Source organism: Mucilaginibacter sp. 22184 (genome assembly GCF_052045695.1).
GTDB lineage: Bacteria > Bacteroidota > Bacteroidia > Sphingobacteriales > Sphingobacteriaceae > Mucilaginibacter.
This window is the reverse complement of the sequence record NZ_JBQEPI010000010.1, coordinates 291,324-317,250: the sequence shown is the minus strand read 5'-3', so window position 1 is coordinate 317,250 and position 25,927 is coordinate 291,324. Positions and strand designations below refer to the sequence as shown.

Genomic DNA, 25,927 nt, shown 5'->3' with positions numbered 1-25,927 from the left:
TTCTATACCACCCAACAAAAAAGCCGTTCCCTTTTCAGAGAACGGCTCAAGTAGGATCAGTAATAGTTATCGAATATTTTTACTATGATTTTAAGGTTAGTTCAAGTGATTTAATTTCTATTGTTGCATTACAATCTGAAATATAAGCTTTAATAAATACCTTTCCTCCAACATTTTGCCCATTGACCCTAATTGTAGCCTTAGCCGTACCCTGACCGCTAACTAATTCAATACCAGGGGGCATTTCCCACCTTATTGTACCACTATACCTAAACGGCGGTTGCGCGCTTGGGTTGTAAGTTATCTGTTGCGGTCCTCCCATTGGAGAGGATGAAATATCAACTGCATAAAAAAGTACAAAATCCCCTGTAGCTCCGAGTCGCAGATTGTCGGTATCCATAAACGGATAAATGCTACTTTGGTAGTTTGGATTATTTCCATAAAGACTCCTTGAACCTACCACATCATCAACACTTAAAGTTCGCATGCCCAATCCAAAATAAATTGCCGTCATTGTTGCATTTGAGCATTCTGAATGATCCAGACCGATGATATGTCCAAATTCATGTGCCGCAACTGATGCCAGATCAATTGTTCCTGGTACGGGACCAAAGGTGGATGCCGACCAGTTTTCATCGTCATCAAAATGCATTATACCGCTTGTAGGTGCGGTAGCATGCGCCAAAACTTTACCAGGACCATCAAAGGCATTATTGGCCCCATCGCCGTGATTTCCTTTATACCATCCAACTTTTACATTTGCGGAGTTCACATCAGTGGTAGAAAGTATACTGATATTAAGATTCGGCACATTAATACGAAACCAGGCACTTATTCCGGCAAAAACCTGATCTCTGGCTGCACTTGCATCCATAGAGCTTGGACCGTTATAGAAACCTACTGTCAATGTTTTTCCCTGAGGATAAACACTTCCCTCAGCCACCCACGATAGTACAATATTTCTTATTGCGTTGGTTTTAGGGCCAGTAGTGGATTGTGAATTTTCATTGGTTGGTATCCAGTCTTTTATAAATGCTATGTTTTTATAAATATCTGTTTTTTCTTTTACGCTTTGTGATGCCTCCTTTTTACAAGAAAAAGAAAAAAAGAGAAGCAGGCTCATTAGCGTAATTTTTGATAAGGTTGTTTTATTTTTCATAGTATATAGATTTTTGCAGGTTTCTCTAAATACAATAGTTTAAACATAACAACATCTCTAAAAATATCCATTCATGCCGGTTTCACCCTGACAAAAAAAGGATGCTTTTAGAGATGCACGTATAAGTTTAGTTATTATTTCCGGGGAATTTAACCCCTCTGTAGCTGGATACATTGGCCAGCGGGATAGACGCGTTATATTGTTTATTAATGGCTTTAATAAACTCATTGGCCACAACGGCATAACCACGTGGTGTTAAATGTATCCCATCCAATGAAAATATGCCGCCACTGATATAAGCCGAACTCAGGTTCACGCCATCAACTACCAGACCATGGGCTTTTACATTGTTCAAAAAGGTATAGGCATCAAAAATAGCCAGACCTTTTGATGAAGCTACAGACTTAATAGTAGTGTTGTAGGCGTTTACATAATCTTGTGTAAGAGCTACTTCGCCCTGATCAAGTACATATTTATCATCAATGGGGGTAAGCGGTGTTACGCCATAAGGCAGGCCACCGGCAGCAGCAACCGGCTGCCCAATCATACTGGTTGGAAAGGTAAGGATGATCAGATCGGCCGCGGTAGCTACCCTAGCTGAATGAGAACCATCTGAATTAAGTGCGTTAATATACAAGGCCTTTGCCGCCGGGTTAGCCTTTTGTACCGCGGCTAAAATAGCACCAACCGTTACGGTATTAAAATAAGGCACAGAGGTAACATCTGGTATAGTGGCAACCGCACCTTTTTGGCCGCTTGAAGTTAACTTGGTGATGGATAGATTATACAATTGCGAAAACACAGCTTTATCGGTCAACACATCCCCGGCGCCGCCACTTGTGGCATACAGCAGGGCATCGTTATTTCCCAGCCAATCGGTAAAAAATGTATAGGGCTTAGCTGTTACAAAATCCAGGTAAGTAGTAGTATTGGTTGGTGAATTACCAGGCAGCAAGCGTTCAAAATAACCATTCAGGTTGCCATAAGGAGCAAAGGTTATTTGCTGTAACTTAATACCAGGTACCCCATAGTTATTTAAATCGCCGGTGTATTTGGTAAACAAAACCACATTACCAAATCCTGGAATTGTAATTTGATCACGTACGGCGGCAGGTTGAACCTGTTGTGTTTTAGGTGTACCATCGGCATTAAACCCTGTTAGTTTTAAATAACCCGAGCCGTTAGCCTGATTGGCGTTGAACAATGGTTGAGTAAAGGTGCCACCGCCCACTTTTTGCATTTGCGCGGCAATAATACTTGGATAAGAGTTTTGCTGGCCCTCCAGGTATAAGCCCCCATCGGCAAAACCGGCGGTAAGTGAATTACCTACAGAAATGTATCGTGAAAAATCGGCCGTTCCGCGCGAAGGAGCAGGTGTATTGATACTGGTTTTACAGGCGCCAAGGCCCAATAAACCGGCAGCTAAAAGTATATGTAAATATGATTTGTAAGTTTTCATTTGATTAGAATTTTAAATATTACCAGTGATAAGCAAGCGATAAACCGGGGATATAAACATTGGTTTTAAATGTTCCCGATAACTGCGACTCGATATTTGTTTGTGTGCGCGAATTAATATGTTCATACTCAAATGAAGCATCCAGATCAAGGTTTTTAGTTAGTTTATAACCTAAACCGGCTGTTAAATAATAACGGTTGGCATCAGGCGCCTCGGGGGTAACATAGCCATCCCTAACCGCTGTAGTTACATAACCACCGCCACCGCGTACAAATAATTTACTGGTTGCTTTATACTCGGCACCTGCACGGTAACTCCATCCGTTCTTATAGTTACGCGGCGAATAGGTATCCTGCAAAGTCGGCGTGTTTTTGGCATAATCAAACCCAAGCGTTTTATACACATCCCACTTGGTATAATTCACATCAACGGCAACTAACCATTTATCAGAAGGCCTGTAGCCTAAACCGATAGATGATGTTGAAGGCAATGGAATTGCCGCAGTAAATGTATTAGGCTGCGGAAAGTTGGGTTGTATAGAACTGGCCACTTTAAAGATAGCATCCCCATTTTTTACGGTTGTATTTACCTTTGAGCGGTAATCAAGCCCTATGGTTAAACCAACGTTTGTTTTGATAAATGCGCCGGCGTTCCAGCCAAATCCGTGGCCGCCGCCCTTCAGCTGAGCCTGCCCGTCCTGGCCCGACTCGTTGGTTACCGGAATAGCTCTGGTCAAGTCAACAGAGCCATGGTTGTAAACAAAACCGGCACCTAAGCTCAGGAAATCGGTTACCCTATAGCTCAACGTTGGCTGAAAATATATAGCCTTCAGATTAAGGCTTTCAAGCGAATACTTACCTACCCAATCTTGCCCCCAATCGGTTAAACCGCCAAATGGGGTATAAACACCTAAACCTACTTTCCAGCGGGCATCTTTTGGCCCCCAAACGGCATAAGCAGTAAAGGGCGTAGCTACTTTGCTTTTGGTACGAAACTGATCGGTAGTACCGCTGGGATTAAAATCCGACTTAAACAGCAGCGGACTCATACCTGCCTGTACGTAATTTTGCGGCAGCATAGCAACGGCGCCAGGGTTAAATAATATGGAGGCACCATCCTGCAGCAAGCCGGTTCCGGTATGGCCCATACCGATCTGTTTCTGTCCGTGAAGGTTAACCTGGAAACCCTGGCCAAATGCAATAGCAGGCATTATTGCAAATAGCAATAGTATAAGTTTTCTCATGAGTAAAATATAATTGGTTTATAATATGCCGCTTGCTTTGAGAGAACAATACGGTATTTATTTAAAAAATAAAATTAGGATGGTTTTACAGGAAAAAAAGGGCTATAATGCGGAGGTATTGGTCAAAAAGTCGGAGAAAGCTTAATTGATAGTATAAATAATACCGGTACGGCTAAATATTATTGCCATTTAATTAACCGTTTTCATAAATTTTAGACAATAAAATTATATCTTTCCGTACATGAATAAGAATGCCAGATACGTGAGCAAAAAGATCGCTCAGCTTAGCCTTTCCAAGTTTGCCGACCTCTACGCAGACAAGCTCGTAAGCCCTGAATTTTTTATTGCCGACGAAAAGCAACTCCTCAGTTTAAGCGAATATCCTTACCGCTCCGACGGCTATATTATAGGCATCTGTACCCGCGGGCATGCCCTTGTGGAGGCCAATTTGCAGGTTTACGAAGCCAAGCCTGATGCTATGCTGCTGGCCACGCCTTTTCATATTTTACGGATCTACAACAGCAGCGACGATTTTTTATGCCGCTTCATCGTTTTCTCCAAAGCTTTTTTAACCGAAAACAATGTGAGCAGCCACTTCCTGGAATCGTTCAGTTACTTTAAAAGCGCTTCGCTCCCGGTAATTTATCCCGATCATGAGGACGCTAAAATGCTGCTGGATATTTATCTGCTGATGCAGCAAAAACTGGAACGCGAAAATCATCCCTACCGTATGGAAATATCCCGCAGTATGCTCACTACCATGCTGTACGAGGTAGAATCGATCTACGAAAAGCAGCATGTAATGATCAAGGGTAAACAAACCCGCAAGCAGGAGCTGAATATGCTATTTCAGGATCTGGTTTTCCATCATTATAAAGAACACAGGAATGTGCAATACTATGCCGATTCGCTGTACGTATCGCCCAAACATCTAACCGAAACCATCAAAGAAGTAACCGGGCGCACTGCCGGCGAATGGATAGATGATGCCGTAGTGCTCGAAGCCAAAGTACTGCTCCGCAACCATGATGTGAGTATTGCCCGCGTAGCCGAAAACATCCATTTTCCCGATCAATCGTCTTTTGGCAAGTATTTTAAAAAGCATACGGGTATGTCGCCGTCTGATTATAGGGTGGTTACCGGGCATTGATAGGAATTATTACCATTAAAAACAGTTTGTCATTCTGAGGAACGAAGAATCTATTCATCGACTTTACATATCGCAGAACAGATTTTTCACTACGTTCAAGAAATAGTTCTTCACTGCGTTCAGAATGACAAGAGAAAATTAGTACACTTTCCTCTTTCCGACTTTTTGACCAATACCTCCGCATTGCTGCCCTTTTTTTCGGCAGGCAAGGCTTCTAATTTTACTTTCGATTATAAAACCAATTAGTATCAAGTAGCCAGTATCAAGTATCGAGATACTTGAGCGTATCTGAATAACATTCAAAATCGTGATACTTGATACTAGCTACTTGATACCAAAAAATTCATAACTATGAGTGAGACTGAATCAATAAAGGCCTTAAAGGGTGGTGAGTTCCTGATCAGGGAAACACAGGCTGATAACGTTTTTATTCCGGAAGAGTGGAATGAGGAGCAATTGATGATCGCGGAAACCTGTACCAATTTTTTGGCGCAGAACGTAGCACCCAATTTAGCGCGTATTGACGATCAGGAAGAGGGCTTGATGCCCCACCTTATGGAAGAAGCGGGTGCTTTAGGCTTGTTGAGCATTTCTATCCCAGAAGAATATGGTGGCTTTGGCAAGGATTTTAAAACATCTATGCTGGTTACCGAAAAACTGGGCGCGGGTAATTCATTTTCCGTAGCATTTTCGGCACACACCGGTATTGGCACCCTGCCTATTTTATATTACGGTACCGACGCCCAGAAAGAAAAATACATTCCCAAACTGGCCAGCGGCGAGTGGAAAGGCGCTTATTGCCTTACCGAACCGGGCGCGGGCTCTGATGCCAACTCGGGCAAGGCGCGAGCAAAGCTTTCGGCCGATGGTAAGCATTACCTGCTCACTGGTCAAAAAATGTGGATCACCAATGCTGGCTTTGCTGATATATTCACCGTATTCGCCAAAATCGACAACGATGAGAACCTGAGCGCGTTTATCGTGGAGAAAGGTTTTGAAGGACTATCCCTCAACACCGAAGAACACAAAATGGGTATCAAAGGCAGTTCGACCCGTCAGGTATTTTTTAACGATTGCAAAGTACCCGTTGAAAACCTGCTATCCGAAAGACAGAACGGTTTTAAAATAGCGGTTAACATACTCAACCTGGGTCGTATTAAACTGGGGGGTGCCACCGTAGGCGCCAGTAAAGAAGTGATAACGGCGGCTATTCGCTACGCCAATGAGCGTGAGCAATTTGGCCGCCCCATCTCTAAATATGGCGCTATCCGCTATAAGATCGCACAGCAGGCTATCCGCACGTACGCGTCTGAGTCGGCTATTTATCGTGCCAGCCAGAATATGGAAGAAGCTACCGAAATGTACGAAGCGTCGGGAATGGACGCCATTCAGGCTAAACTGAAAGGTACCGAACAGTTCGCTATCGAAGCGGCTATCATCAAAGTACATGCTTCAGAAACACTGGATTATGTGGTCGACGAAGGCGTACAGATTTATGGTGGTATGGGCTACAGCGCCGAAGCGCCGATGGACCGCGCTTATCGCGATTCGCGTATCAACCGAATTTTTGAAGGCACCAACGAAATTAACCGCATGCTTACCGTGGATATGATGCTGAAACGCGCCATGAAAGGTGAGCTTGACCTGATGGGTCCGGCTCAGAAAGTGGCTGGCGAGTTGATGAGCGTGCCCGACTTTGGCGGCTCAGATGATGAAGGCCTTTTCACCCACGAGAAAAAATATATCGCCAATTTCAAAAAAGCTATTTTAATGGTGGCCGGTTCGGCAGTACAAAAACTGATGACCCAGTTAGGTAAAGAGCAGGAAGTACTGATGTACCTGGCCGATATGCTGATAGAGCTTTACGTAAGCGAATCACTACAACTGCGCGTTGAAAAACTGGTAAACTTAAAAGGTGAAGATGTGGTTAAAGAGCAGCTGGACATCATGCGGGTTTACATCAACGATGCAGCCGGCAATATTGCCAAGGCTGGTCGCGAGGCTATCAATTCATTTGCCGACGGCGACGAGCGCCGTATGATGCTGATGGGCCTGAAACGCTTCACCAAAACCGAAGATATCAACACCACCCAGGCCCGCAGAAACATAGCGGCCAAACTGATCGAAGAAAATAAATATTGCTATTAACGAAAACCCCGACCTCTCCAGAGGAAAGGGAGTGCTATGCACTCGACGCTACCCGACAAGAGGCACAGGAGTCTCCCCCACCAGGCCGGTGGGGAGGCTCGCAGGGGCTTTTTAAGAGAAACAGGAAATAAGAGTCAAGAATCAAGAGACAAGGAAACAAGACAGTCACAGTAAAATATGGCATGTTTTTATCCCGGTTCTTCGCTCTTTTCTCTTGATTCTTACCTCTTGATTCTCATCATACGTAACCTAAGATAAAAACATGAAGATATTAGTGTGTATAAGCCAGGTGCCTGATACCAGCACCAAAATTGTACTAAAGGATAACAATACCGCTATCAATAATCAGGGTGTTACCTACGTAATAAACCCTTACGACGAATGGTACGCACTGGTGCGTGCCCTGGAACTTAAAGAAACAGGAATAGCCAGCGATATACACCTGGTAACCGTTGGCAAGGCAGATACTGAGCCGGTGATCCGCAAAGCGCTGGCATTGGGTGGCGATGAAGCTATCCGCATAGATGCCGACAGCCATGACCCTTACGAAACCGCCAATTATATAGCTGAATATGCCAAAAGCGTGGGATACGACCTGATCCTCTGCGGTAAAGAATCCATAGATTATAACAACGGTGCCGTAGGCGCCATGTTGGCCGAATTGCTGGATACCGACTACATAGGCTTTGCCACAGATCTTCAGACAGATGGCAAAATCGCCACCGTAAAACGAGAAATAGAAGGCGGCGAGGAAACCGATACCTGCAGCCTGCCCGTGGTGATTGCCTGCCAGAAAGGTGTTGCCGAAGCCCGGATACCAAACATGCGTGGTATTATGGCCGCTCGCACCCGCCCACTTAAAGTGGTGACACCGGCAGCTATTAGTTCTGTAACCGAAATTTTATCCTACGAATTACCACCCGCTAAAGCCGGAATAAAAATGGTTAGTCCGGATAATATGGATGAACTGGTAGAACTGCTTCATGCCGAAGCGAAGGTGATATAATTTAATTAGTGAATTATTGATTTAGCGAATTAGTGATTTTTTTCAAATAAGAGTAAGGGTCTGTGCGAATCCCCTCTTGAGAGGGGCGGAGGGGTGTGTTTCTATTGGCAGATAAAATGCGTAATAACACACCCCACCCATCACTAAACCCTACGCGCCCCCTCTCAACAGGGGATCTGTAAACTGTCTAAAACCTATAAAAAATGTCTGTAATTGTATTGGTAGAACATACCGAAGGAAATATAAAAAAGAAGAGTCTGGAAGCTGTGCAGTATGCTGCCGGCATCGCCCAAAAAACGGGCACAACGGTAAGCGCTGTGGTGTTAGGTACCCTGGCTGGTAGCGAGATGGAAAGCCTGGGTCAATACGGCGCTCAAAAAGTGCTGCATGTTGCCGATACACGTTTGGATGAACTGCATGCCCGGGCTTATACCACCGCCTTAATAGCTGCTGCTCAAAAAGAAGGCAGTCAAATCATCATTGCTTTGCATGATATCAATGGTCGTGCAGTTGCACCACGTTTATCGGCCAAATTAAAAGCTGGCCTGGTAGCGGGCGCACTCTCCTATCCCGATCTGGATAAGGGCTTCGTGATCAAAAAAGCGGTATTCTCGGGTAAAGCGTTTGCTTTTGTGAATGTAACCAGCGATGTAAAAGTGATCACCCTGATGCCAAACACTTTCCAGTTAAACAAGGGCGAAGGCAAGGCCACTATCGAAAAATTGGATGTAAGCTTTGGCGACAAAGATTTTGGAGTGAAGGTTAAAGAAGTAAACCTGATCAAAGGCGAGATTCCGCTGGCAGACGCACAATTGGTGGTATCTGGCGGTCGCGGTATGAAAGGTCCCGAAAACTGGGGACTGATCGAGAACCTGGCTAAAGAACTGGGTGCGGGTACCGCCTGCTCCCGTCCCGTTGCCGACGCGCACTGGCGACCACACCATGAGCATGTGGGCCAAACCGGGGGCACCGTAAGGCCAAACCTGTATATAGCCGTGGGCATTTCGGGCGCGATACAGCATCTGGCAGGGGTTAACGGATCCAAAACTATTGTGGTGATCAACAAAGATCCGGAGGCGCCATTTTTTAAAGCCGCCAACTATGGTGTAGTGGGCGATGCGCTGGAAATTTTACCGCGCCTTACCGAAGCGGTGAAGAATTTCAAGCAAAACCATAAATAAGAGCTGAAAGCCAAAAGCGAAAAGCTAAAAGCTATCAGGGAGTAAAAGGTTAAAAACGCTTTAAGCTTTGTGCTTTAAGCCTTAAGCTAAAAAAGATGAATGTTTATTATGAAGGTCAGGTCATATGGGCGCAATTAGATGCCAATCAGCACATGAGGCACTCGGCATATGCCGATGTTGCCGCGCAAGCCAGGTTAAACATGCTCGAAAGTCTGGGTTCGATGCCCCACAAGCTTTTTGAACTTAAAATAGGCCCTGTACTGTTTAAGGAAGAGCTTAACTATTTGCGCGAAATAACTATTAACGATAACATCAAGGTAACCTGCGAAGTAATCAGTTCCAGGGCCGACGGCTCTCGCTGGGCTTTCAGGCAGGAGGTATACCGCGGTGATGGTATTAAAGCCGCTGTAATAGTAGTGCAGGGGGCCTGGATTGATACCCTAAAACGCAAACTAACCCCATTACCTGCCGAATTAGGCGAGTTATTTATCAAAGCGCCCAAAAGCGACGATTATGTGGAAGAGCTCCCTAAGTCACAAAATCAAAATAAATAATAAATATGGATCAAAAAGAGCTTTTTGAAAATGCAGTAGCAACAAGTAAAACTTTACCGGCCAAACCCGATAACGAAACGCTGCTGCGCTTATATAGTTTATACAAACAAGCCACCGAGGGCGACATCAACGCCGATAGCCCACCGGGGATGTTTGACTTTGTGGCTAAGGCTAAATATGATGCCTGGTTAAATTTAAAAGGTGTTACCGCCCATGATGCCCGCCAGCAATACATTGATCTGGTAAACGAATTGTCAGGAAAGTAAAGGGCCATAAAATAATCGAGGAAAAGCCCTATCTTTAAATTAACCAATTTATAGTAGCACAAATAGAATTTCCGAAATTTTGACAAATGTTTCCGCCATTTGGCCCTTTGTTAAGCTTCGCCAAAAAGGATATTTGTTTACTATAGATGAGAAGCAAGAATTAAGAGCTAAGAATCAAGAGAAGCATTATAACCAGTTTTACTGCATTGTCTTGATTCCTGATTCTTACATCTTGATTCTTTTTAAAAAGAACCAATACTAAATTATTTTTTAACCCTGTCGCTTAATTGTGTTTGTCTCCTGCAAAAAGAGGTGCCAATTCGCCGTTGTATACGTTGTGATTTGGCAAAGCTTAAAAAAGACAGATTTAATTAGCCGACAATAGCATCAAAAAGCCATGTCATCACCTAAAAAGCATTTCGCCCGTTTTGTATTGATCCTGCTCGCCGTAGTATCTGTAAACTTAGCCGCCAAGGCCCAGACCGATAAAATTGAAGGGGTTTGGTATAATGATATCAAAAGCGCCAAAATACAGATCAGCAAGGGTACCGATGGCAAGTTTAACGGTAAAATAATATGGCTTAAGGAGCCGCTCAAAAACGGTAAACCCAAAACCGACGAAGAGAACAAGGACGAAAAGCTGCGCTCCCGCCCCATCATAGGTTTACACATTCTGGAAGGCTTTGTACCCGATGGTGACGATAAATATACTGATGGCAAGATCTATGATCCAAAAAACGGTAAAACTTACTCCTGCAATATCACTTACAAAGGCAAAACACTATCAATCCGCGGCTACATAGGCGTATCCCTGTTTGGCCGCACAACCGTTTGGGAACGGACGGAATAATTTTTTATACAGTATCAAGTAGCTAGTATCAGGTATCACGACTTTTAAGGAGTGATGCTTGTGACCTACAAATATCTTGATACTTGATACTAACTACTTGATACTAATCTTATGAAACGAATAATAAAAAAAGTAGCCGTTCTGGGCTCGGGCGTAATGGGCAGCCGTATTGCCTGTCATTTCGCCAATATCGGGGTACAGGTGCTGCTATTGGATATTGTACCAAAGGATGCCCCTGCAGGCGATAAAAAAGCCCGCAATAAAATTGTTAACGACGCGCTTGATTTCGCTTTAAAATCAAATCCATCTCCCATCTATCTCAAATCATTTGCCCGTCGTATTAGCACCGGTAATTTTGAAGATGATATGGCCAAAATTGCCGATTACGACTGGGTGATAGAAGTAGTAGTGGAACGTTTGGATATCAAACAACAGGTATTTGAAACGGTCGAAAAATACCGCAAGCCCGGTACGCTCATCACTTCCAATACCTCGGGTATCCCAATCCACTTGATGACCGAAGGCCGAAGCGATGATTTTAAAAATCATTTCTGTGGTACCCACTTTTTTAATCCGCCGCGGTATTTAAAACTGCTGGAGATCATCCCCACAAAAGATACCTCGCCAGAGGTGGTCGACTTCCTGATGGAATACGGCGAGAAGTTCCTGGGGAAAACCACCGTATTGGCAAAAGATACCCCGGCCTTTATCGGCAACCGCATCGGTGTGTTCGCCATTATGAGCATCCTGCATTATGTCGAAAAAACAGGCATGACGGTGGAAGAAGTCGACAAGTTGACAGGGCCGGTTATTGGTCATCCCAAATCAGCTACCTTCCGTACCAATGATGTGGTGGGTTTAGATACCATGGTGCATGTGGCCAATGGTCTCAGCAAAAACGCGCCCGATGACGAGGCGAAAGAGCTATTCGTCATTCCCGAATTTGTGAACGGCATGTTGAAGAACAACTGGCTGGGCAGCAAAACCGGGCAGGGTTTTTATAAAAAAGAAAAAGTAGATGGCGCCAACCAATTCTTCGCGCTCGATCTGAAAACACTGGAATACAAACCATCGCAAAAAGTAAAATTCCCGGTATTGGATATTACCAAAACGGTAGACAACTTAAAAGAACGACTAAAAATCCTGCTGGCAGCAAAAGATAAAGCTGGTGATTTTTACCGCAGCACCTTTTATCAGCTTTTTGCCTACGCCAGTAACCGCATCCCCGAAATTGCCGATGAGCTTTATAAAATAGACGCTGCCGTTACCGCAGGCTTCGGCTGGGAAATAGGCCCCTTTGAAAAATGGGACGCCCTGGGCGTTGCCGATACTGTGAAAGCCATGGAAGCCGCGGGTAGCAAACCAGCCCAATGGGTGTATGATATGCTGGCCTCAGGCGCTCAAAGCTTTTATAAAATAGCCGACGGCAATCGTCAGTATTATGATATCGCCTCCAAAATTTACAAGGTAATTCCGGGTACCGAGAACTTTATACTGCTGAGCAATATCCGCGAAGCCAATACCATCTGGAAAAATACAGGCACTACCATTACCGACATTGGCGATGGCATCATCAACCTGGAGTTCCACACCAAAATGAACACCATTGGCGGCGATGTGATAGAAGGCATTAACAAAGCCATTACCCTGGCAGAGAAGAGCTACAAAGGCCTGGTAATCTCCAACGAAGGCGCCAATTTTAGCGCTGGAGCAAACGTAGGGATGATATTTATGATGGCCGTTGAGCAGGAATTTGACGAACTGAATATGGTGATCAAAGCTTTCCAGACCGCCATGATGCGCATCCGCTATTCGTCCATTCCGGTGGTAGCGGCGCCGCATCAGATGGCGCTGGGTGGTGGCTGTGAGCTTTGTTTGCATGCCGATAAAGTAGTTGCCCATGCCGAACTATATATGGGCCTGGTGGAATTTGGTGTAGGTCTTATCCCAGGAGGAGGAGGCACCAAGGAATTTGCTCTGCGCCTTTCGGACGAGCTGCAGGATGGCGATATCGAACTCAACAATTTCCGCGACAGATTCCTCACCATCGGCCAGGCTAAAGTTTCTACTTCGGCCTATGAGGCTTTTGAATTTGGTTATCTGAAAAAAGGCCGCGATGTGGTCGTAGTATCACAAAACCGCCTACTGGCCGAAGCCAAACAACATTGCCTGCAAATGGCCAATGAGGGTTATGTACAACCCGTGCAGCGTACCGATATCCGGGTACTGGGCAAGCAGGCTTTAGGCCTGGGTTATGTAGGCGCCAATACCATGTACAGCGGCAATTATATCAGCGAGCACGATGTAAAAATTTCGCAGAAACTGGCCTACGTACTGGCCGGCGGCGATCTGTCGCAACCCTCGCTGGTAAGCGAAGAATATTTGCTGGGCCTGGAGCGGGAAGCCTTTGTTTCCCTCTGCACCGAGCGCAAAACACTGGAGCGTATCCAGTCGATCATAACAGGTGGTAAAGTATTGAGGAATTAAAAGGAGAGGCAAGAAATAAGAGCCAGGAATCAAGATCAAAACGCCTATTTCTTCTTGGTTCTTGACTCTCGGTTCTTGATTCTAATAACTAAATAGAAAAGATATGGACGCATACATAGTGGCTGCAAGCCGCAGCGCAGTTGGAAAAGCAACCCGGGGGGGCTTCAGGTTTACCCGGCCGGACACCCTTGCGGCAGATGTGATCAAGCATCTCATGGCATCGGTGCCCAACGTCGATAAGGATCAGATAGAAGATGTGATCGTAGGCAACGCTACACCTGAGGCCGAGCAGGGCCTAAACGTGGGCAGACTGATATCGCTTATGGCCCTGGATACCGATAAAGTACCGGGCATGACCGTGAACCGTTATTGTGCTTCGGGCCTGGAAACTATTGCTATAGCATCGGCCAAAGTACACAGCGGCATTGCCGATTGTATCATCGCCGGTGGGGTGGAAAGCATGAGCCTGCTGCCTATGGGTGGCTGGCGCGTAGTGCCCAATGCCGATATAGCTTTGGCCCACCCCGATTATTACTGGGGCATGGGTTTAACCGCCGAAGCAGTAGCTAAAGAGTATAAAGTTGGTCGCGAAGAGCAGGACCAGTTTGCTTATAACTCACACCAAAAGGCGATCAACGCTATCAAAGAGGGTAAATTTAAAGACGAGATAGTGGCCGTAAATGTAACCGAAACCTATGTTGACGAAACCGGCAAAAAGAAAAACCGCGACTTTAAAGTTGATACCGACGAAGGCCCGCGCGCTGATACTTCAATGGAGGCATTGGCCAAACTAAAACCTGTGTTTGATGCCAAAGGTGTGGTAACCGCAGGCAACTCATCCCAAACAAGTGATGGAGCCGCCTTTGTAATGGTAGTAAGCGAGCGCTTTTTAAAAGCCAATAACTTAAAACCTATAGCCCGGCTAGTGAATTACGCGGTTGCCGGTGTACCACCGCGCATTATGGGCATCGGGCCGTTGGTGGCTATACCCAAAGCTTTGAAACAGGCTGGTATGAAACAACAGGACATCGACCTTATCGAGTTGAACGAAGCCTTTGCGTCACAATCACTGGCGGTTATCAAAGGGCTTGACCTGGATATCGATCGCATCAACGTTAATGGCGGCGCTATTGCGCTGGGCCACCCGCTGGGTTGTACAGGTGCTAAGCTATCCGTGCAGCTTTTTAACGAGTTAAAACGCAGGGATAAAAAATACGGTATGGTTACCATGTGCGTAGGTACCGGACAAGGTGCCGCGGGCATTTTTGAATTATTATAGTTTTAGTATCAAGTAGCTAGTATCAAGTATCACGATTTTGGATACATAATACAAGCATCTTGATATTAAAATTGGAGATATAAAGCGAGTGTCTTGATACTTGATACTAACTACTTGATACTAATTGAAAAGACATGGAAAAAGTGGCAAGATTGTTTGATTGCATGGAGATTCAGGCCCGGGAGCCCAGACCCGATCTGTTAAATGCCAAAGAGAACGGCTTATGGCGCGCTTACAGCACCCAGGAAACGCATACCCTCATCTACCAGTTAGCCATGGCCTTGTTAGAGCTGGGCGTTTCTGGCGGTGATGGCACTACCGAAGGTCGTGACAAAATAGGTCTTATCAGCAACGGGCGGCCCGAGTGGCTCATCACCGACCTGGCTGTACAGCAAACCGGCGCTATCCTGGTGCCCCTGTATCCCAACAGCAACCCTAAGGAACTGGAGCAGATCCTGAACGAAGCCGAAGTAAAATACCTGTTCATCAGCAACCAGGAGCTATATGATAAAGTAAACGCCGTATGCGCCAATATACCCTCGCTCAAGGCTATTTATACTTTTGATCATCTTTATAATTGCCCTCACTGGTCGGCATTATTAAAGCCCCTCCCAGATGGTTACCGAGACAGGCTATCGGCCATCAGCAATACGATTGCCGAAGATGATGTAACCACTATTATTTACACATCGGGTACCACCGGCAGACCTAAAGGCGTAATGCTTACCCACAAAAACATCGTTAGTAATGTGGTAGCTTCCGGTGAAGTGCTGGGCCAGATCCCCATTGAACAAAAACAGGCGCTGAGCTTTTTACCGCTCAACCACATTTTCGAAAAAATGTGTACTTACATATACCTTTTCTATGGCTTCTCCATTTCCTATGCCGAAAGCATGGATACTATTGGCGCCAATATGAAAGAGACTAAACCATATATTTTCACAGCCGTGCCCCGCCTGTTGGAAAAAGTATTCGAGAAGATCATGGCAGCCGGGCAACAACTTACCGGGATCAAAAAGAAGATCTTTTTATGGTCGATAAAAGTAGCCGAGGAGTTTGAGATCGAAAATCAGAGTCTCTGGTACAAAATAAAACGGGCCATTGCCGATAAACTGGTGTACAGCAAATGGCGAGAAGCGGTGGGTGGCAATGTAAAGGCCATAGTTATCGGCAGCTCCGCCTGTCCTATCAAGCTCGAAAAAATATTTACTGCCGCCGGGATGACGGTAATGGAAGGCTACGGCCTTACAGAAACATCGCCGGTAATTGCGGTTAACTGCTATAATACCGGCCGTAAATTTGGCACCGTAGGCAAGCTCATCAGCGGTGTACAGGTTAAAATTGCCGAAGACGGCGAGATACTTTGCAAAGGGCCCAACATTACTGTGGGCTATTATAAAAACCCCGAAATGACAGCCGAAGTGATCAAAGATGGCTGGTTTAGCACCGGCGATATTGGCGAGCTGGATAAGGATGGCTTTTTGAAAATAACCGATCGTAAAAAGGAGATCTTCAAAACATCGGGCGGTAAATATGTGGCCCCGATGCCTATTGAGAATAAGATGAAGGAAAATCATTTTATTGAGCAAATGATGGTGGTAGGTCCGGAACGGAAGTTCACCGCCGCGCTTATCGTACCTTCATACACCAACTTAAAACCCTGGTGCGAAAAAAACGATATCCCCTTTACCTCACATCGGGATGTGATCAGCAATCCCCGGGTTATTGAACTTTTCCAATCCATCATTGATGGTTTCAATCCCGAGTTTAACCACGTGGAGCAGGTAAAAAAACTCACTTTGCTGCCCGAAGAATGGTCGATCGAAAGTGGTGAGCTTACTCCTACCGGTAAGATGAAACGCAAAGTGATCATGGAAAAATACAAGACCGAAATTGACAAGATATACTCCGGCGAAGAACACGAAAACCCTTCGTTGGTACATTGATTAGAATCAAGAGATAAGAGTCAAGAATCAGGAAAAAAAGTTACGTTGAGAAATATGGGACGGGCAAAGTGCTTTTGTCTTGATTCTTGACTCTCGATTCTTGACGCCCTCTGCAACCATTACAGCAATGACAACATTTCAATTAACCATAAACAACGGCCTGGCGATACTGACCCTTGACCGGGGCCGCTCCAATGCTATTAACCACCAAATGGTTAAAGAGCTAATAACTGCTGTACAAACGCTGGATAATGATACCAGCGTGGGCGGATTGATCATCACCGGCAAACCGGGCTTCTTTTCGTCGGGTATTGACCTGATTGAAGCTTATGAATATAACGAAGAGCAAAGCCGCGGTTTGTGGACCGACTTCCTGTCGGTACAACGCTCACTGGTGGCCTTTAAAAAACCTATGGTAGCGGCTATAAGTGGGCATAGTCCGGCAGGAGGCTGTGTACTGGCCATTTGTGCCGATTATCGGGTAATGGCCGAAGGCCCTTTTATTATGGGTTTAAATGAGATCCCCGTAGGCATCATTGTACCCGACAGCGTAGCCACCCTTTACTCCTTCTGGCTTGGGCAGCGCAGGGCTTACCAGTATCTGATGGAAGGTAAGCTCCTGAAAGTAAACGAAGCACTGGATGTTGGACTGATAGATGAGATCAGCGCCCCCGAAAACCTGCTCTCCACTGCCGAACGAAAGATCAGGACCTACATGCAGCTTAACCCGGTTACCTGGAGCCAAAGCAAGCTAAACCTGCGCCATGAGCTCATAACTAAGCTCAGCGCCGATCAAAGCACCGCTCTGAACCACATGCTGGCCCAATGGTGGTCCCCCGAAGTACGCAAAGGCCTGCAAATGCTTATCCAGAATTTAAAATCAAAAACAACGGCTTAAAAAAGAATCAAGAGATAAGAGCCAAGAATCAAGACGCGTTAAAAAACATGGAACAGACAAGATGCTTTTTGTCTTGATTCTTGACTCTCGATTCTTGCCTCTCAAAAACAAAAAACATGAGCAATAGCACAGCAGTAACCACAGGTATGTTAAGGGATGATGCCCTGAAAGGAAAAACCATTATTGTAACCGGGGGCGGTACGGGTTTAGGTAAGGCTATGGGCACTTATTTTTTAAAATTAGGTGCCAATTTGGTCATTACCAGTCGTAAGTTGGATGTGCTGCAAAAAACCGCTACCGAAATGGACGCCGAGACTGGAGGTAAAGTGTTAGCCATTGCCTGCGACGTACGCAATTATGATGATGTGCAAAAGATGCTGGAGCAAAGCATCGCCACATTTGGCCGTGTTGATGCTTTGCTAAACAACGCGGCGGGAAATTTTATTTCACCTACAGAACGCCTTTCGGCAAATGCCTTTTCGGCGGTTATCGATATTGTGCTGAAAGGTTCAGCCAATTGCTCGCTGGCTTTAGGTAAATACTGGATAGCCGAAAAAATACCCGGCAGCATCCTTAATATTATTACCACCTATGCCTTTACCGGCTCGGCTTATGTGGTGCCATCTGCCTGTGCTAAGGGTGGTGTACTCGCCATGACCCGCTCGCTGGCTGTAGAATGGGGGCGTCATGGCATCCGTACCAACGCCATAGCCCCGGGACCCTTCCCTACCAAGGGTGCATGGGAGCGTTTGCTACCCGGCGATATGGCACAAAAGTTTGATTTCAAAAATCGCGTACCGCTGAAACGTGTAGGCGAGCACCAGGAGCTGGCCAATCTGGCGGCATTCCTGGTATCCGATTTTTCGGGCTATATCAACGGCGAAGTGATCACCATTGATGGCGGCGAATGGCTGCAAGGCGCGGGCCAGTTCAGCGGCCTGGAAATGGTACCCGACCAAATGTGGGACAGCATTGAGCAGGCCACCCGTAAAGCGCGGTAGATTATTTAAAACTCTAAAAACTAAGTTCTAAATTCTAAAAAAGGAAAGTATCATTTCGCCTGTTCAGGGCTTATTCGAAAGCTCTTGACTGGACAAACATCATAGTGAAGAAACTTCTTCCTCCCCTTCCCGGGGAAAGGAATCACACGAGCCCGGCTGTTAAATGGCTAATCCTGGTTGATTATTTTCAATGTTTAATTTTTAACAAGCGAATGCTCAATGGATAGTAAACACTACGTTGCTTTAATATGCTTACCACATTATAAACAGCCATTACAACCGCAAAAATATAACAGCCCATCAGTAACGGATACCCAACGGGAAAAAAGAGTACCATAACGATCATGGACAGGCTTCCTATGATCGTTATCGTCAATTGAAAATTGATGATCTTCCGGCCCTGTTGGTCAAAGATATCCTGTTCATCTTTTTTTAAAAGCCAAAACACCACCGGGATAAGTATATTGGTGAACGGCAGGTAAATACCCACCAGCGGTGATATGTGCATTACCGCTAAAAAACCTGTTGGCTGTTTGGCTTCCTTATCATTTGACACAAACGGCGATCCGGGCATCCCCACCAGATTTTCGGGTTGTGTATCCAGGCAATTGGCCAATACTTTTAATGTATGCATTTGCGGCACAACCTGACCGCTTTCAATTCGTTGAATAGTGCGCGAAGTAATGCCCGACTGCTCAGCCAATTCCTCCTGGGTTAGACCCTTTTGTTTGCGATAATCAGCTAAATTATGTACAGTGCCAGGCTTCATAGGTTTAAATATACAGATTTTCAACAAAAATGTCGGGCAGCTGACGGGTAGATGTCGTTGTAAAAATTAACAGTTGCCCCGATTTTTGAGTTATCAATATAACAAACATGAAAACATTAAAACCCACACTAAGCAATAAGTTAGCATCTGCTTTTTTTTTATTTTTCCTGGCATGCATATATACCGTTACAATAGGGCAAACCAAATCCATTCAAAAGCTTGACGGCAGCACAATATCAATTGCCGAGGTTGACCAGACTGTTAAACATATTATGGATGCCGCCCAGGTACAAGGCCTCGAACTGGCTATCCTGAACAATAATAAGATTGCCTATGTGCAGGCTTATGGTTTTAGAAACAAGCCCCAGAATGCCTTGGCAGACACCTCGACCATTGTTTATGCTGCTTCATTCAGCAAGGCGGTATTTGGTTACCTGGTGATGAAACTGGTTGAAGAAAAGATCATTGACCTGGACAGACCCCTTTACCGGTATTTAAAAAAACCTATAGCTGATTACCCCTATTTTGCCGACCTAAAGATTGATGAGCGCTGGAAACTTATTACAGCAAGAATGTGCCTGAGCCATACAAGCGGCCTCCCCAACGTAAGAATATTTGATCCCATAACCAGCGAAATGGATACTTTGCGCCCGATGAAAATTTATTTTACACCGGGCAGTAAATATGCCTATTCTGGCGAAGGGTTTAAGTTTTTACAGATGGTTATAGAAGATATCACTCACAAAAGCATGGAGCAGTTGGCACAGGAAAAGATATTTGAACCATTGGGCATGACCCGTACTGGCTATACCTGGCACGAATCATTTGGCGACGATAATGTTGCCGTAGGCCATATGAACAATGGTTCGATAGATAAAAAAAAAAACGTACCGTGCCCGTTGCAGGCGGTTCTCTGGTTACCACTATCGCTGATTATGCCAAATTTATTCAGCATGTGATGCAGCAAAAGGGTTTGCGCAAAAAAATGTACGACGAGATGCTTACGCCACAGATAGCTATTCATTCCAGGACCCAATTTCCACCGATCACCAGTGAAACAACTACTGAGAACGACGCGATCCATCTGTCGTACGGCTTGGGCTGGGGCTTGCTTGATTGTGGCAACTATGGCAAAGCCTTTTTTAAAGAAGGGAATGGCGGCCCCTGGCGAAATTATAACATCAATTTTAAAGATAAAGGCACGTCCATTATCATCATGACCAATAGCGACAATGGTGAAGCTTTATTTCAGGAGCTGATAGAAAAATTGGTTGGTAACACCTGCATCCCCTGGAAGTGGCAAGGTTATGTCCCTTATAATAGCGCTGTCAAAACCAACTAAATATGCTAAAAGCTTTGTTTAGTCCCCTTTGGGCCCTGCGCAGAAGCCTATCAAGAAAACCCCTGCGTCCAGGGAAGGAATCGCACGGATTGCGCTTTTAAATAGCAAACTCCCGATTAGTTATTTTTCAATTCCCTCCCCACGGGGGGTGCGGCTGATTTGCACGCAAAAGCAGGGAGGGGTTTGTACGATAGCTATCACAAATCTCCCCTTATCTTTTACTTCAAATCTCGAATCCCTATCTGCGGCCGATAACCCGAACGGAAAGCGTTCACTACAGATCCCGGAGTTAGCACAGCAACTTTTGTTGATTCCGAAAACGAAACGCCCCCCTCATAACCAAAAGGAGTCCAGTGCCAGATCATTTTATTAGCAAAAAGATAAGGCTCGCCATTCATCTGTATAAATACGCCATCAGGCAGATTCCCGACAGCAGCTTCAAACGTTACTTTGCGACCATTTTTATCAGTTCGTTCCTGGTGTAGGATCTCATCTATTTTTTCTATATGCAACCTTATGATCAAATTCGTATTCAGGGTTACCTTTAAGCCAGGCCGCTTTAAAACGGTTGGCGTCATCTCGTCTACATTCAAAGCATGGGCGATGCCCTGCGGCAAAAGCGGTAGCTTCATCTAAAAAGAACAGTTCGGTATACAAATTAGGCGCCATCACCTGCCGGTGTCTGCCCTTAAAGTGCAGCTGGCATATAAGCCAGGCCTTCAGTTTAAAAGGGCGCAATATAGTTTTGGTATCTCCATGCAGCTGTCCGCGGTTGCCCAGCCAGGCACCACGGGCACTGGTTTTGATGATATTACCTTGCGGATCAACACGGTTTTGCAGCATAACTTATTTTATTAGTCACCATTGGTATCACTATCGGGTTACCCGAATTTACGATATATTACCTAATCAGGTCATCCCCGACTTGTTTCGGCACTTCACATCCATCCAAATACATGGTTTTCAGGAATAATCCGGAGCTCTGGATAACAAAATCCGGGCACCATTCCGGTATACTATTTTGGGCTTTGGTACAAAAAGTAACTTTAAACAATTTAAAGTTACTTTTTCACCAATCGGTTCAAAAACCGCCTAATTTTTATTTTTAGGCACATTTTAGTAAATTTGTATAAACCAAATTTATATGTACAACCTACTTGTTTCTCCCGAAAATGTGCAGGCTTCGCTACAGAAGCATGTGCTTGCCGATGGCTTTGATCTTACGTTTGATATGGAAAAAAGTAAGGGTGTTTATATTTACGACGCTAAATATAACCGGACACTGCTTGATTTTTTCACCTGCTTCGCTTCCGTTCCTTTAGGCTATAATCACCCTAAAATGATCAACGATGAAGAGTTTAAAAAAAATCTGATGCTGGCAGCGTTAACCAATCCATCAAACTCAGATATATATACCACGCAATACGCACAGTTTGTTGAAACTTTTTCGCGCGTGGGTATACCTGATTATCTCCCGCATGCATTTTTTATTGCCGGGGGCTCATTAGCCATCGAGAACGCGATTAAAGTTGCTATGGACTGGAAAGTACAAAAAAACTTCGCGAGGGGCTATACAAAAGAAAAAGGGCATAAAGTATTACATTTTGAGCATGCCTTTCATGGCCGCTCGGGTTATACCTTAAGCTTAACCAATACCCAGCCTAACAAAACAAAATGGTTTGCCAAGTTTGATTGGCCGCGCGTATCGGTACCCAAAATAAACTTCCCATACAGCGATGCCAATCATGACGACCTGGTGCAAAGGGAGCAATTCTCTATTTCGCAGATCAGAACCGCCTTTGCCGAGAACAAGGACGATATATGCGCCATTATTATTGAACCTATACAATCAGAAGGTGGCGATAACCATGTACGCAAAGAATTCCTGGAAAAACTGCGTGAGCTGGCTGATGAATACGAAGCCATGCTGATATATGACGAAGTGCAAACAGGTGTTGGCCTCACCGGCAAATTCTGGTGTCATGAACATTTCGGCGAAAAGGCACGCCCGGACATTTTAGCCTTTGGCAAAAAGATGCAGGTATGCGGCATACTGGCCAGCAACCGCGTTGATGAAGTGGAGAACAATGTTTTCAGGGTATCATCGCGCATTAACTCTACCTGGGGCGGCAGCCTGGTTGATATGGTACGGTCATCAAAGATCATGGAGATCATCGAAGAAGATAACCTGTGCAATAACGCAGCCAAAATGGGTGAATATTTACAAGACCGCTTAACCGACATTGCTTCACGCAACCCCATTATCAGTAATGTACGCGGTAAAGGTTTATTGACTGCATTTGATTTTCCGGGCAAAAATAAGCGTGATACCTTTATACAACAAGGATTACAAAATAATATCATGTACCTGGGTTGTGGCGAAAAAAGCATACGTTTCAGACCAGCGCTGATCATTGAAAAAGAGCACATTGACCTTGGACTGGACATGCTCGAGAAAATATCGCGCACCCTATAATACTACAATAATATCGTTACAGGCAAATTAGTTACCCCACAGAATAAGGCTTTTTGTATTTAATATATGGTGAACGATGTGTTTGGAAGGGCAAAATGATACTTTTGAATGGTAAAAAGGAGGGATATATTAATATATACTATTTTTTAGACAAAATACGCTATATTTTTAATTATTATTTCCGCTACTTTTGTAATATCCCCCTATTAAAAGAGTACAGATCAATTCTTTTACGTCATGAGCAAACACATAGAGAAACTAAAAAAACAACTTGTTGAAGTAGCGGAAGTTGTTAATTCATTCCAATCAGAATCTGTACAGGTTCGGATTATCGATCGGTTATTAGATGTAATGATTGAATCTGACAGAGTGGATACGGATGGTGCTGAATTGTTCCTTAAAAAAGGACGCAGGATACGTTCAGATGATGAAAATTTTGGTATACCGGGCCGTAAAAAGCCAGGAGCTACCAAAATACTCAACCAGTTATTGAGTACTGACTTTTTTGATATTTCGCGTTCTATATCAGCAATCGCGAGCTATTGTAAAGATCAGTTTGATTCTGATTTCAAAACATCAGAGCTTTCAGGAATCCTGTTAAAACTGGCCAACGAAAACAAGCTGAGAAGAGAAAGAAGCAACGAAAACAACCGCTTCGAATACATAAAAGCCTAATAATTAAACTACTTACATATTATTATTAAGCCGCAGTGTTATGTAACCTGCGGCTTATTTATTATAGATTAATAAGGATATTATTTTAACGAAAATAAATTATCCACCCCTAAAATTTTTCTACTCGTAAAGCCTTCGGCGTATTTAACACCAATACTTTTACCAAACTCCATAGCCCGGGCTGCAACAACGTTAATAAATTCAGGTGAGGAGATGTAGGTTTGCGGCTCTGCCTCCCACTCCGGGTTATGGAACTGCGATCCAAACGCATGAATGCTTTCTATCTTTTTATCCCAATACTCAGTAACATCTATTAAAATATCGGGTTTTATATAGTTATCCTGTATAAAATGTAAAACAAGGTCTGGTCTCCAGGCTTCCTGCAAAACATCATCTGCCCCTTGAGTTTCAATTTTTCTTAAACCCGCTAAAAAAGCAGCTGTTTCTACCAATTGATTAGCGCGCCCGTGATCCGGATGTCTGTCGTGATAAGCATTGGTTATGACAATGGATGGTTGGTATTTACGTATAACGGCTATCACTTTCAATTGATACTCCCTGGTATTTTCAAAAAAGCCATCGGGCAGGCTCAGGTTTTCCCTGATGGTTAGTCCTAATATTTTTGCTGAAGCTGCTGCTTCCTGGTCACGTATCTCGGCAGAGCCGCGTGTACCCAGTTCGCCACGGGTTAAGTCAACAATACCCACTTTTTTACCCAAGGCAATGTGTTTTAAAATAGTTCCGGAACACCCAAGTTCGGCATCATCGGGATGAACCGATAAAACTAATATATCTAATTTAAGCATAAATATGTGTTGAATTATATAGAGGCCTGTAAAAGGCGTTCGATCTTTTTCCTGATCTTTGAAGATGTGGGCTTGGTAAACGGATAATAAAAATCGGTTACATGACCCGCACGGTCGACCAAAAATTTATGAAAGTTCCACCGTGGAACAGATTTCAGCTTGCCGTTATCTTTTTTATTAGCAAAAAACTGGTATAATGGATGTGCATATGGCCCACGCACCCTGATCTTGTCAAACACCGGGTAATTAGCTCCGGCGTCTACACAAAAAAAAGCAATTGCTTCCCCTTCCAGGGGCTCCTGTCCGCCAAAATCATTCGACGGGAATGCCAGAATCTCAAAATCTGCGTCCTTAAACTGATCTTTCAGGTTGGCAAGATCTTTAAGCTGAGGGGTAAAACCGCATTGAGAGGCGGTGTTAACTACTAAAAGAACTTTATTTTTATAGGCCGACAGGCTAATCTCTTCCCCGTTTAATGTTTCCACATTAAACTTGTAGATACTATTGTTATCCATTATTAATTGTTAGTGGAATTATATCCGGCCTGTTTCAATATGGCCTCGATATCTTTCTGCTCCTCAGGGTCGTAGGTTTCTTTGAGGTTATGGCCAAATATACTGGCTACTGATTGAAACATAAAGGCTTTAAAACCACCTTTCAGATCCTTCACCATAGCATAACTGGTTAGCCCCGATTCACGGTTGATCAGCTTGATCAAAACCTCACCCTGACTAATTGTCAGATTTTTTATTTCCTTGTTAAACAATGTTTTTATTTCGGTTTCACAGGTTGATACTAATTCCTTTTGTTTGTGCTTATCACCTGTGAGTGCCAGATCGCGTTGCAACTGGCGGTAGCGCTGCCCCGCAAAACGCGCGTAAGGCAACACTTTGAACACATTATACCTTAACCGGTTATAAGCCATGCGGTCGGCTTCACTGGCAAATATACGTGTATCAACAATTTTTACTTCGGGAGTAACTATCCAGGGCACCAGTTCACCGTCAAGATCGGTCATGGCCGTTTTGATGGTATCATTTTTGCCTAAAGTTACGGGTGCTGGTTTATCTGTCTGAGCTTTTAGCGCGCCCACGATGCCGAAACAAAACAAGAACAGAAAACCAATAAATTTCATAATTTTACTTAATACAAAATTAAAGCAATTTTTTGTGGTATTCCCATATAATGTGTAATAATAATTTATAATTACAAGTTTATCAAGTAATACCATT

Annotated in this window: 25 protein-coding genes; 16 read left to right on the top strand and 9 right to left on the bottom strand. The window is 44.4% G+C overall.

Translation table 11 applies throughout. The annotated features are described in order from the left end of the window. Positions 1-82: 82 nt before the first annotated feature. The 3 genes from ACTJKG_RS22785 to ACTJKG_RS22775 form a co-directional block, all read right to left on the bottom strand. On the bottom strand, positions 83-1,159 hold the full coding sequence (locus ACTJKG_RS22785) for a matrixin family metalloprotease (RefSeq protein WP_172336290.1): 1,077 nt from the start codon (positions 1,157-1,159) through the stop codon (positions 83-85). A 127-nt stretch (positions 1,160-1,286) separates the two neighbouring features. Beyond that, positions 1,287-2,618 carry a G-D-S-L family lipolytic protein gene (locus ACTJKG_RS22780; RefSeq protein WP_172336291.1) on the bottom strand — a complete coding sequence of 444 codons (1,332 nt, stop codon included), beginning with the start codon at positions 2,616-2,618 and terminating at the stop codon, positions 1,287-1,289. A 19-nt stretch (positions 2,619-2,637) separates the two neighbouring features. Then, positions 2,638-3,861: an OmpP1/FadL family transporter gene (locus ACTJKG_RS22775; RefSeq protein WP_172336292.1), complete on the bottom strand. Its 1,224-nt coding sequence runs from the start codon at positions 3,859-3,861 to the stop codon at positions 2,638-2,640. 241 nt (positions 3,862-4,102) lie between these two features. Between ACTJKG_RS22775 and ACTJKG_RS22770 the strand changes: the two genes are divergently transcribed. The 12 genes from ACTJKG_RS22770 to ACTJKG_RS22715 all read left to right on the top strand — a co-directional run bounded on the left by ACTJKG_RS22770 (position 4,103) and on the right by ACTJKG_RS22715 (position 18,627). Further along, positions 4,103-5,011, top strand: coding sequence for a helix-turn-helix domain-containing protein (locus ACTJKG_RS22770; RefSeq protein WP_172336293.1), 909 nt, complete (start codon positions 4,103-4,105; stop codon positions 5,009-5,011). Between the two features lie 351 nt (positions 5,012-5,362). Further along, positions 5,363-7,159, top strand: coding sequence for an acyl-CoA dehydrogenase family protein (locus ACTJKG_RS22765; protein WP_440740481.1), 1,797 nt, complete (start codon positions 5,363-5,365; stop codon positions 7,157-7,159). A 262-nt stretch (positions 7,160-7,421) separates the two neighbouring features. Beyond that, on the top strand, positions 7,422-8,165 hold the full coding sequence (locus ACTJKG_RS22760) for an electron transfer flavoprotein subunit beta/FixA family protein (protein ID WP_440740480.1): 744 nt from the start codon (positions 7,422-7,424) through the stop codon (positions 8,163-8,165). 203 nt (positions 8,166-8,368) lie between these two features. Then, positions 8,369-9,346 carry an electron transfer flavoprotein subunit alpha/FixB family protein gene (locus ACTJKG_RS22755; protein ID WP_172336296.1) on the top strand — a complete coding sequence of 326 codons (978 nt, stop codon included), beginning with the start codon at positions 8,369-8,371 and terminating at the stop codon, positions 9,344-9,346. Positions 9,347-9,441: 95 nt separating this feature from the next. Further along, positions 9,442-9,900: an acyl-CoA thioesterase gene (locus ACTJKG_RS22750; protein ID WP_216650606.1), complete on the top strand. Its 459-nt coding sequence runs from the start codon at positions 9,442-9,444 to the stop codon at positions 9,898-9,900. A 5-nt stretch (positions 9,901-9,905) separates the two neighbouring features. Beyond that, positions 9,906-10,166, top strand: a complete 261-nt coding sequence (locus ACTJKG_RS22745; protein WP_172336297.1) for an acyl-CoA-binding protein — start codon at positions 9,906-9,908, stop codon at positions 10,164-10,166. 397 nt (positions 10,167-10,563) lie between these two features. Then, positions 10,564-11,016 carry a DUF2147 domain-containing protein gene (locus ACTJKG_RS22740; protein WP_172336298.1) on the top strand — a complete coding sequence of 151 codons (453 nt, stop codon included), beginning with the start codon at positions 10,564-10,566 and terminating at the stop codon, positions 11,014-11,016. A gap of 111 nt (positions 11,017-11,127) precedes the next feature. Then, positions 11,128-13,503: a 3-hydroxyacyl-CoA dehydrogenase/enoyl-CoA hydratase family protein gene (locus tag ACTJKG_RS22735; RefSeq protein WP_440740479.1), complete on the top strand. Its 2,376-nt coding sequence runs from the start codon at positions 11,128-11,130 to the stop codon at positions 13,501-13,503. Between the two features lie 103 nt (positions 13,504-13,606). Further along, positions 13,607-14,782 (top strand): acetyl-CoA C-acyltransferase, encoded by a 1,176-nt coding sequence (locus ACTJKG_RS22730; protein WP_172336300.1) that lies wholly within the window; start codon positions 13,607-13,609, stop codon positions 14,780-14,782. 134 nt (positions 14,783-14,916) lie between these two features. Further along, on the top strand, positions 14,917-16,728 hold the full coding sequence (locus tag ACTJKG_RS22725) for an AMP-dependent synthetase/ligase (RefSeq protein WP_440740478.1): 1,812 nt from the start codon (positions 14,917-14,919) through the stop codon (positions 16,726-16,728). Between the two features lie 127 nt (positions 16,729-16,855). After that, a complete protein-coding gene (locus tag ACTJKG_RS22720; RefSeq protein ID WP_172336302.1) occupies positions 16,856-17,626 on the top strand; it encodes an enoyl-CoA hydratase/isomerase family protein in 771 nt (256 codons plus the stop codon). Between the two features lie 116 nt (positions 17,627-17,742). Further along, on the top strand, positions 17,743-18,627 hold the full coding sequence (locus ACTJKG_RS22715; protein WP_253952259.1) for an SDR family oxidoreductase: 885 nt from the start codon (positions 17,743-17,745) through the stop codon (positions 18,625-18,627). A 187-nt stretch (positions 18,628-18,814) separates the two neighbouring features. Here ACTJKG_RS22715 and ACTJKG_RS22710 read toward each other — a convergent pair whose 3' ends face one another. Next, positions 18,815-19,396: a helix-turn-helix domain-containing protein gene (locus ACTJKG_RS22710; protein ID WP_172336303.1), complete on the bottom strand. Its 582-nt coding sequence runs from the start codon at positions 19,394-19,396 to the stop codon at positions 18,815-18,817. Between the two features lie 107 nt (positions 19,397-19,503). Here ACTJKG_RS22710 and ACTJKG_RS22705 point away from each other — a divergent pair, with 107 nt between their 5' ends. Together ACTJKG_RS22705 and ACTJKG_RS22700 are read left to right on the top strand one after the other, a co-directional pair. Beyond that, positions 19,504-20,355, top strand: coding sequence for a serine hydrolase domain-containing protein (locus tag ACTJKG_RS22705; RefSeq protein ID WP_440740477.1), 852 nt, complete (start codon positions 19,504-19,506; stop codon positions 20,353-20,355). Then, on the top strand, positions 20,289-20,738 hold the full coding sequence (locus ACTJKG_RS22700; RefSeq protein ID WP_440740476.1) for a serine hydrolase: 450 nt from the start codon (positions 20,289-20,291) through the stop codon (positions 20,736-20,738). Before ACTJKG_RS22705 ends, ACTJKG_RS22700 begins: the two co-directional genes overlap by 67 nt. A 218-nt stretch (positions 20,739-20,956) precedes the next feature. Here the strand turns inward: ACTJKG_RS22700 and ACTJKG_RS22695 are convergent, their stop codons facing one another. Further along, positions 20,957-21,250, bottom strand: a complete 294-nt coding sequence (locus ACTJKG_RS22695; RefSeq protein ID WP_440740475.1) for a hypothetical protein — start codon at positions 21,248-21,250, stop codon at positions 20,957-20,959. Then, positions 21,228-21,581, bottom strand: a complete 354-nt coding sequence (locus ACTJKG_RS22690) for a hypothetical protein (RefSeq protein ID WP_440740474.1) — start codon at positions 21,579-21,581, stop codon at positions 21,228-21,230. The genes ACTJKG_RS22695 and ACTJKG_RS22690 overlap by 23 nt, the downstream gene beginning before the upstream one ends. Before the next feature lie 301 nt (positions 21,582-21,882). Between ACTJKG_RS22690 and lat the strand changes: the two genes are divergently transcribed. Both lat and ACTJKG_RS22680 read left to right on the top strand, forming a co-directional pair. Further along, entirely contained in the window at positions 21,883-23,214 is a 1,332-nt protein-coding gene (gene lat / locus ACTJKG_RS22685) for an L-lysine 6-transaminase (protein ID WP_172336306.1), read from the top strand. Between the two features lie 237 nt (positions 23,215-23,451). Next, the gene (locus ACTJKG_RS22680; RefSeq protein ID WP_172336307.1) at positions 23,452-23,889 is read left to right on the top strand and encodes a hypothetical protein; all 438 of its coding nucleotides are present in this window, start codon (positions 23,452-23,454) and stop codon (positions 23,887-23,889) included. Positions 23,890-23,969: 80 nt separating this feature from the next. Here the strand turns inward: ACTJKG_RS22680 and bshB1 are convergent, their stop codons facing one another. From bshB1 to ACTJKG_RS22665, 3 genes are read right to left on the bottom strand one after another with little or no spacing between them, the layout of a single operon-like run. After that, on the bottom strand, positions 23,970-24,695 hold the full coding sequence (gene bshB1, locus ACTJKG_RS22675; RefSeq protein WP_172336308.1) for a bacillithiol biosynthesis deacetylase BshB1: 726 nt from the start codon (positions 24,693-24,695) through the stop codon (positions 23,970-23,972). 14 nt (positions 24,696-24,709) lie between these two features. Then, complete coding sequence (locus ACTJKG_RS22670) at positions 24,710-25,210, bottom strand: glutathione peroxidase (RefSeq protein ID WP_440740473.1); 501 nt, start codon at positions 25,208-25,210, stop codon at positions 24,710-24,712. Positions 25,211-25,212: 2 nt separating this feature from the next. Then, the gene (locus tag ACTJKG_RS22665; RefSeq protein ID WP_172336310.1) at positions 25,213-25,830 is read right to left on the bottom strand and encodes a DUF4294 domain-containing protein; all 618 of its coding nucleotides are present in this window, start codon (positions 25,828-25,830) and stop codon (positions 25,213-25,215) included. Positions 25,831-25,927: the final 97 nt, after the last annotated feature.

Coding starts and splice junctions, on each gene's coding strand:
- lat (WP_172336306.1), top strand. CDS start 21,883: ATGTACAACCTACTTGTTTCTCCCGAAAATGTGCAGGCTTCGCTACAG.
- ACTJKG_RS22665 (WP_172336310.1), bottom strand. CDS start 25,830: ATGAAATTTATTGGTTTTCTGTTCTTGTTTTGTTTCGGCATCGTGGGC.
- ACTJKG_RS22755 (WP_172336296.1), top strand. CDS start 8,369: ATGTCTGTAATTGTATTGGTAGAACATACCGAAGGAAATATAAAAAAG.
- ACTJKG_RS22730 (WP_172336300.1), top strand. CDS start 13,607: ATGGACGCATACATAGTGGCTGCAAGCCGCAGCGCAGTTGGAAAAGCA.
- ACTJKG_RS22780 (WP_172336291.1), bottom strand. CDS start 2,618: ATGAAAACTTACAAATCATATTTACATATACTTTTAGCTGCCGGTTTA.
- ACTJKG_RS22670 (WP_440740473.1), bottom strand. CDS start 25,210: ATGGATAACAATAGTATCTACAAGTTTAATGTGGAAACATTAAACGGG.
- ACTJKG_RS22765 (WP_440740481.1), top strand. CDS start 5,363: ATGAGTGAGACTGAATCAATAAAGGCCTTAAAGGGTGGTGAGTTCCTG.
- ACTJKG_RS22745 (WP_172336297.1), top strand. CDS start 9,906: ATGGATCAAAAAGAGCTTTTTGAAAATGCAGTAGCAACAAGTAAAACT.
- ACTJKG_RS22680 (WP_172336307.1), top strand. CDS start 23,452: ATGAGCAAACACATAGAGAAACTAAAAAAACAACTTGTTGAAGTAGCG.
- ACTJKG_RS22760 (WP_440740480.1), top strand. CDS start 7,422: ATGAAGATATTAGTGTGTATAAGCCAGGTGCCTGATACCAGCACCAAA.
- ACTJKG_RS22740 (WP_172336298.1), top strand. CDS start 10,564: ATGTCATCACCTAAAAAGCATTTCGCCCGTTTTGTATTGATCCTGCTC.
- ACTJKG_RS22715 (WP_253952259.1), top strand. CDS start 17,743: ATGAGCAATAGCACAGCAGTAACCACAGGTATGTTAAGGGATGATGCC.
- bshB1 (WP_172336308.1), bottom strand. CDS start 24,695: ATGCTTAAATTAGATATATTAGTTTTATCGGTTCATCCCGATGATGCC.
- ACTJKG_RS22720 (WP_172336302.1), top strand. CDS start 16,856: ATGACAACATTTCAATTAACCATAAACAACGGCCTGGCGATACTGACC.
- ACTJKG_RS22775 (WP_172336292.1), bottom strand. CDS start 3,861: ATGAGAAAACTTATACTATTGCTATTTGCAATAATGCCTGCTATTGCA.
- ACTJKG_RS22770 (WP_172336293.1), top strand. CDS start 4,103: ATGAATAAGAATGCCAGATACGTGAGCAAAAAGATCGCTCAGCTTAGC.
- ACTJKG_RS22725 (WP_440740478.1), top strand. CDS start 14,917: ATGGAAAAAGTGGCAAGATTGTTTGATTGCATGGAGATTCAGGCCCGG.
- ACTJKG_RS22735 (WP_440740479.1), top strand. CDS start 11,128: ATGAAACGAATAATAAAAAAAGTAGCCGTTCTGGGCTCGGGCGTAATG.
- ACTJKG_RS22710 (WP_172336303.1), bottom strand. CDS start 19,396: ATGAAGCCTGGCACTGTACATAATTTAGCTGATTATCGCAAACAAAAG.
- ACTJKG_RS22750 (WP_216650606.1), top strand. CDS start 9,442: ATGAATGTTTATTATGAAGGTCAGGTCATATGGGCGCAATTAGATGCC.
- ACTJKG_RS22705 (WP_440740477.1), top strand. CDS start 19,504: ATGAAAACATTAAAACCCACACTAAGCAATAAGTTAGCATCTGCTTTT.
- ACTJKG_RS22785 (WP_172336290.1), bottom strand. CDS start 1,159: ATGAAAAATAAAACAACCTTATCAAAAATTACGCTAATGAGCCTGCTT.
- ACTJKG_RS22690 (WP_440740474.1), bottom strand. CDS start 21,581: ATGCTGCAAAACCGTGTTGATCCGCAAGGTAATATCATCAAAACCAGT.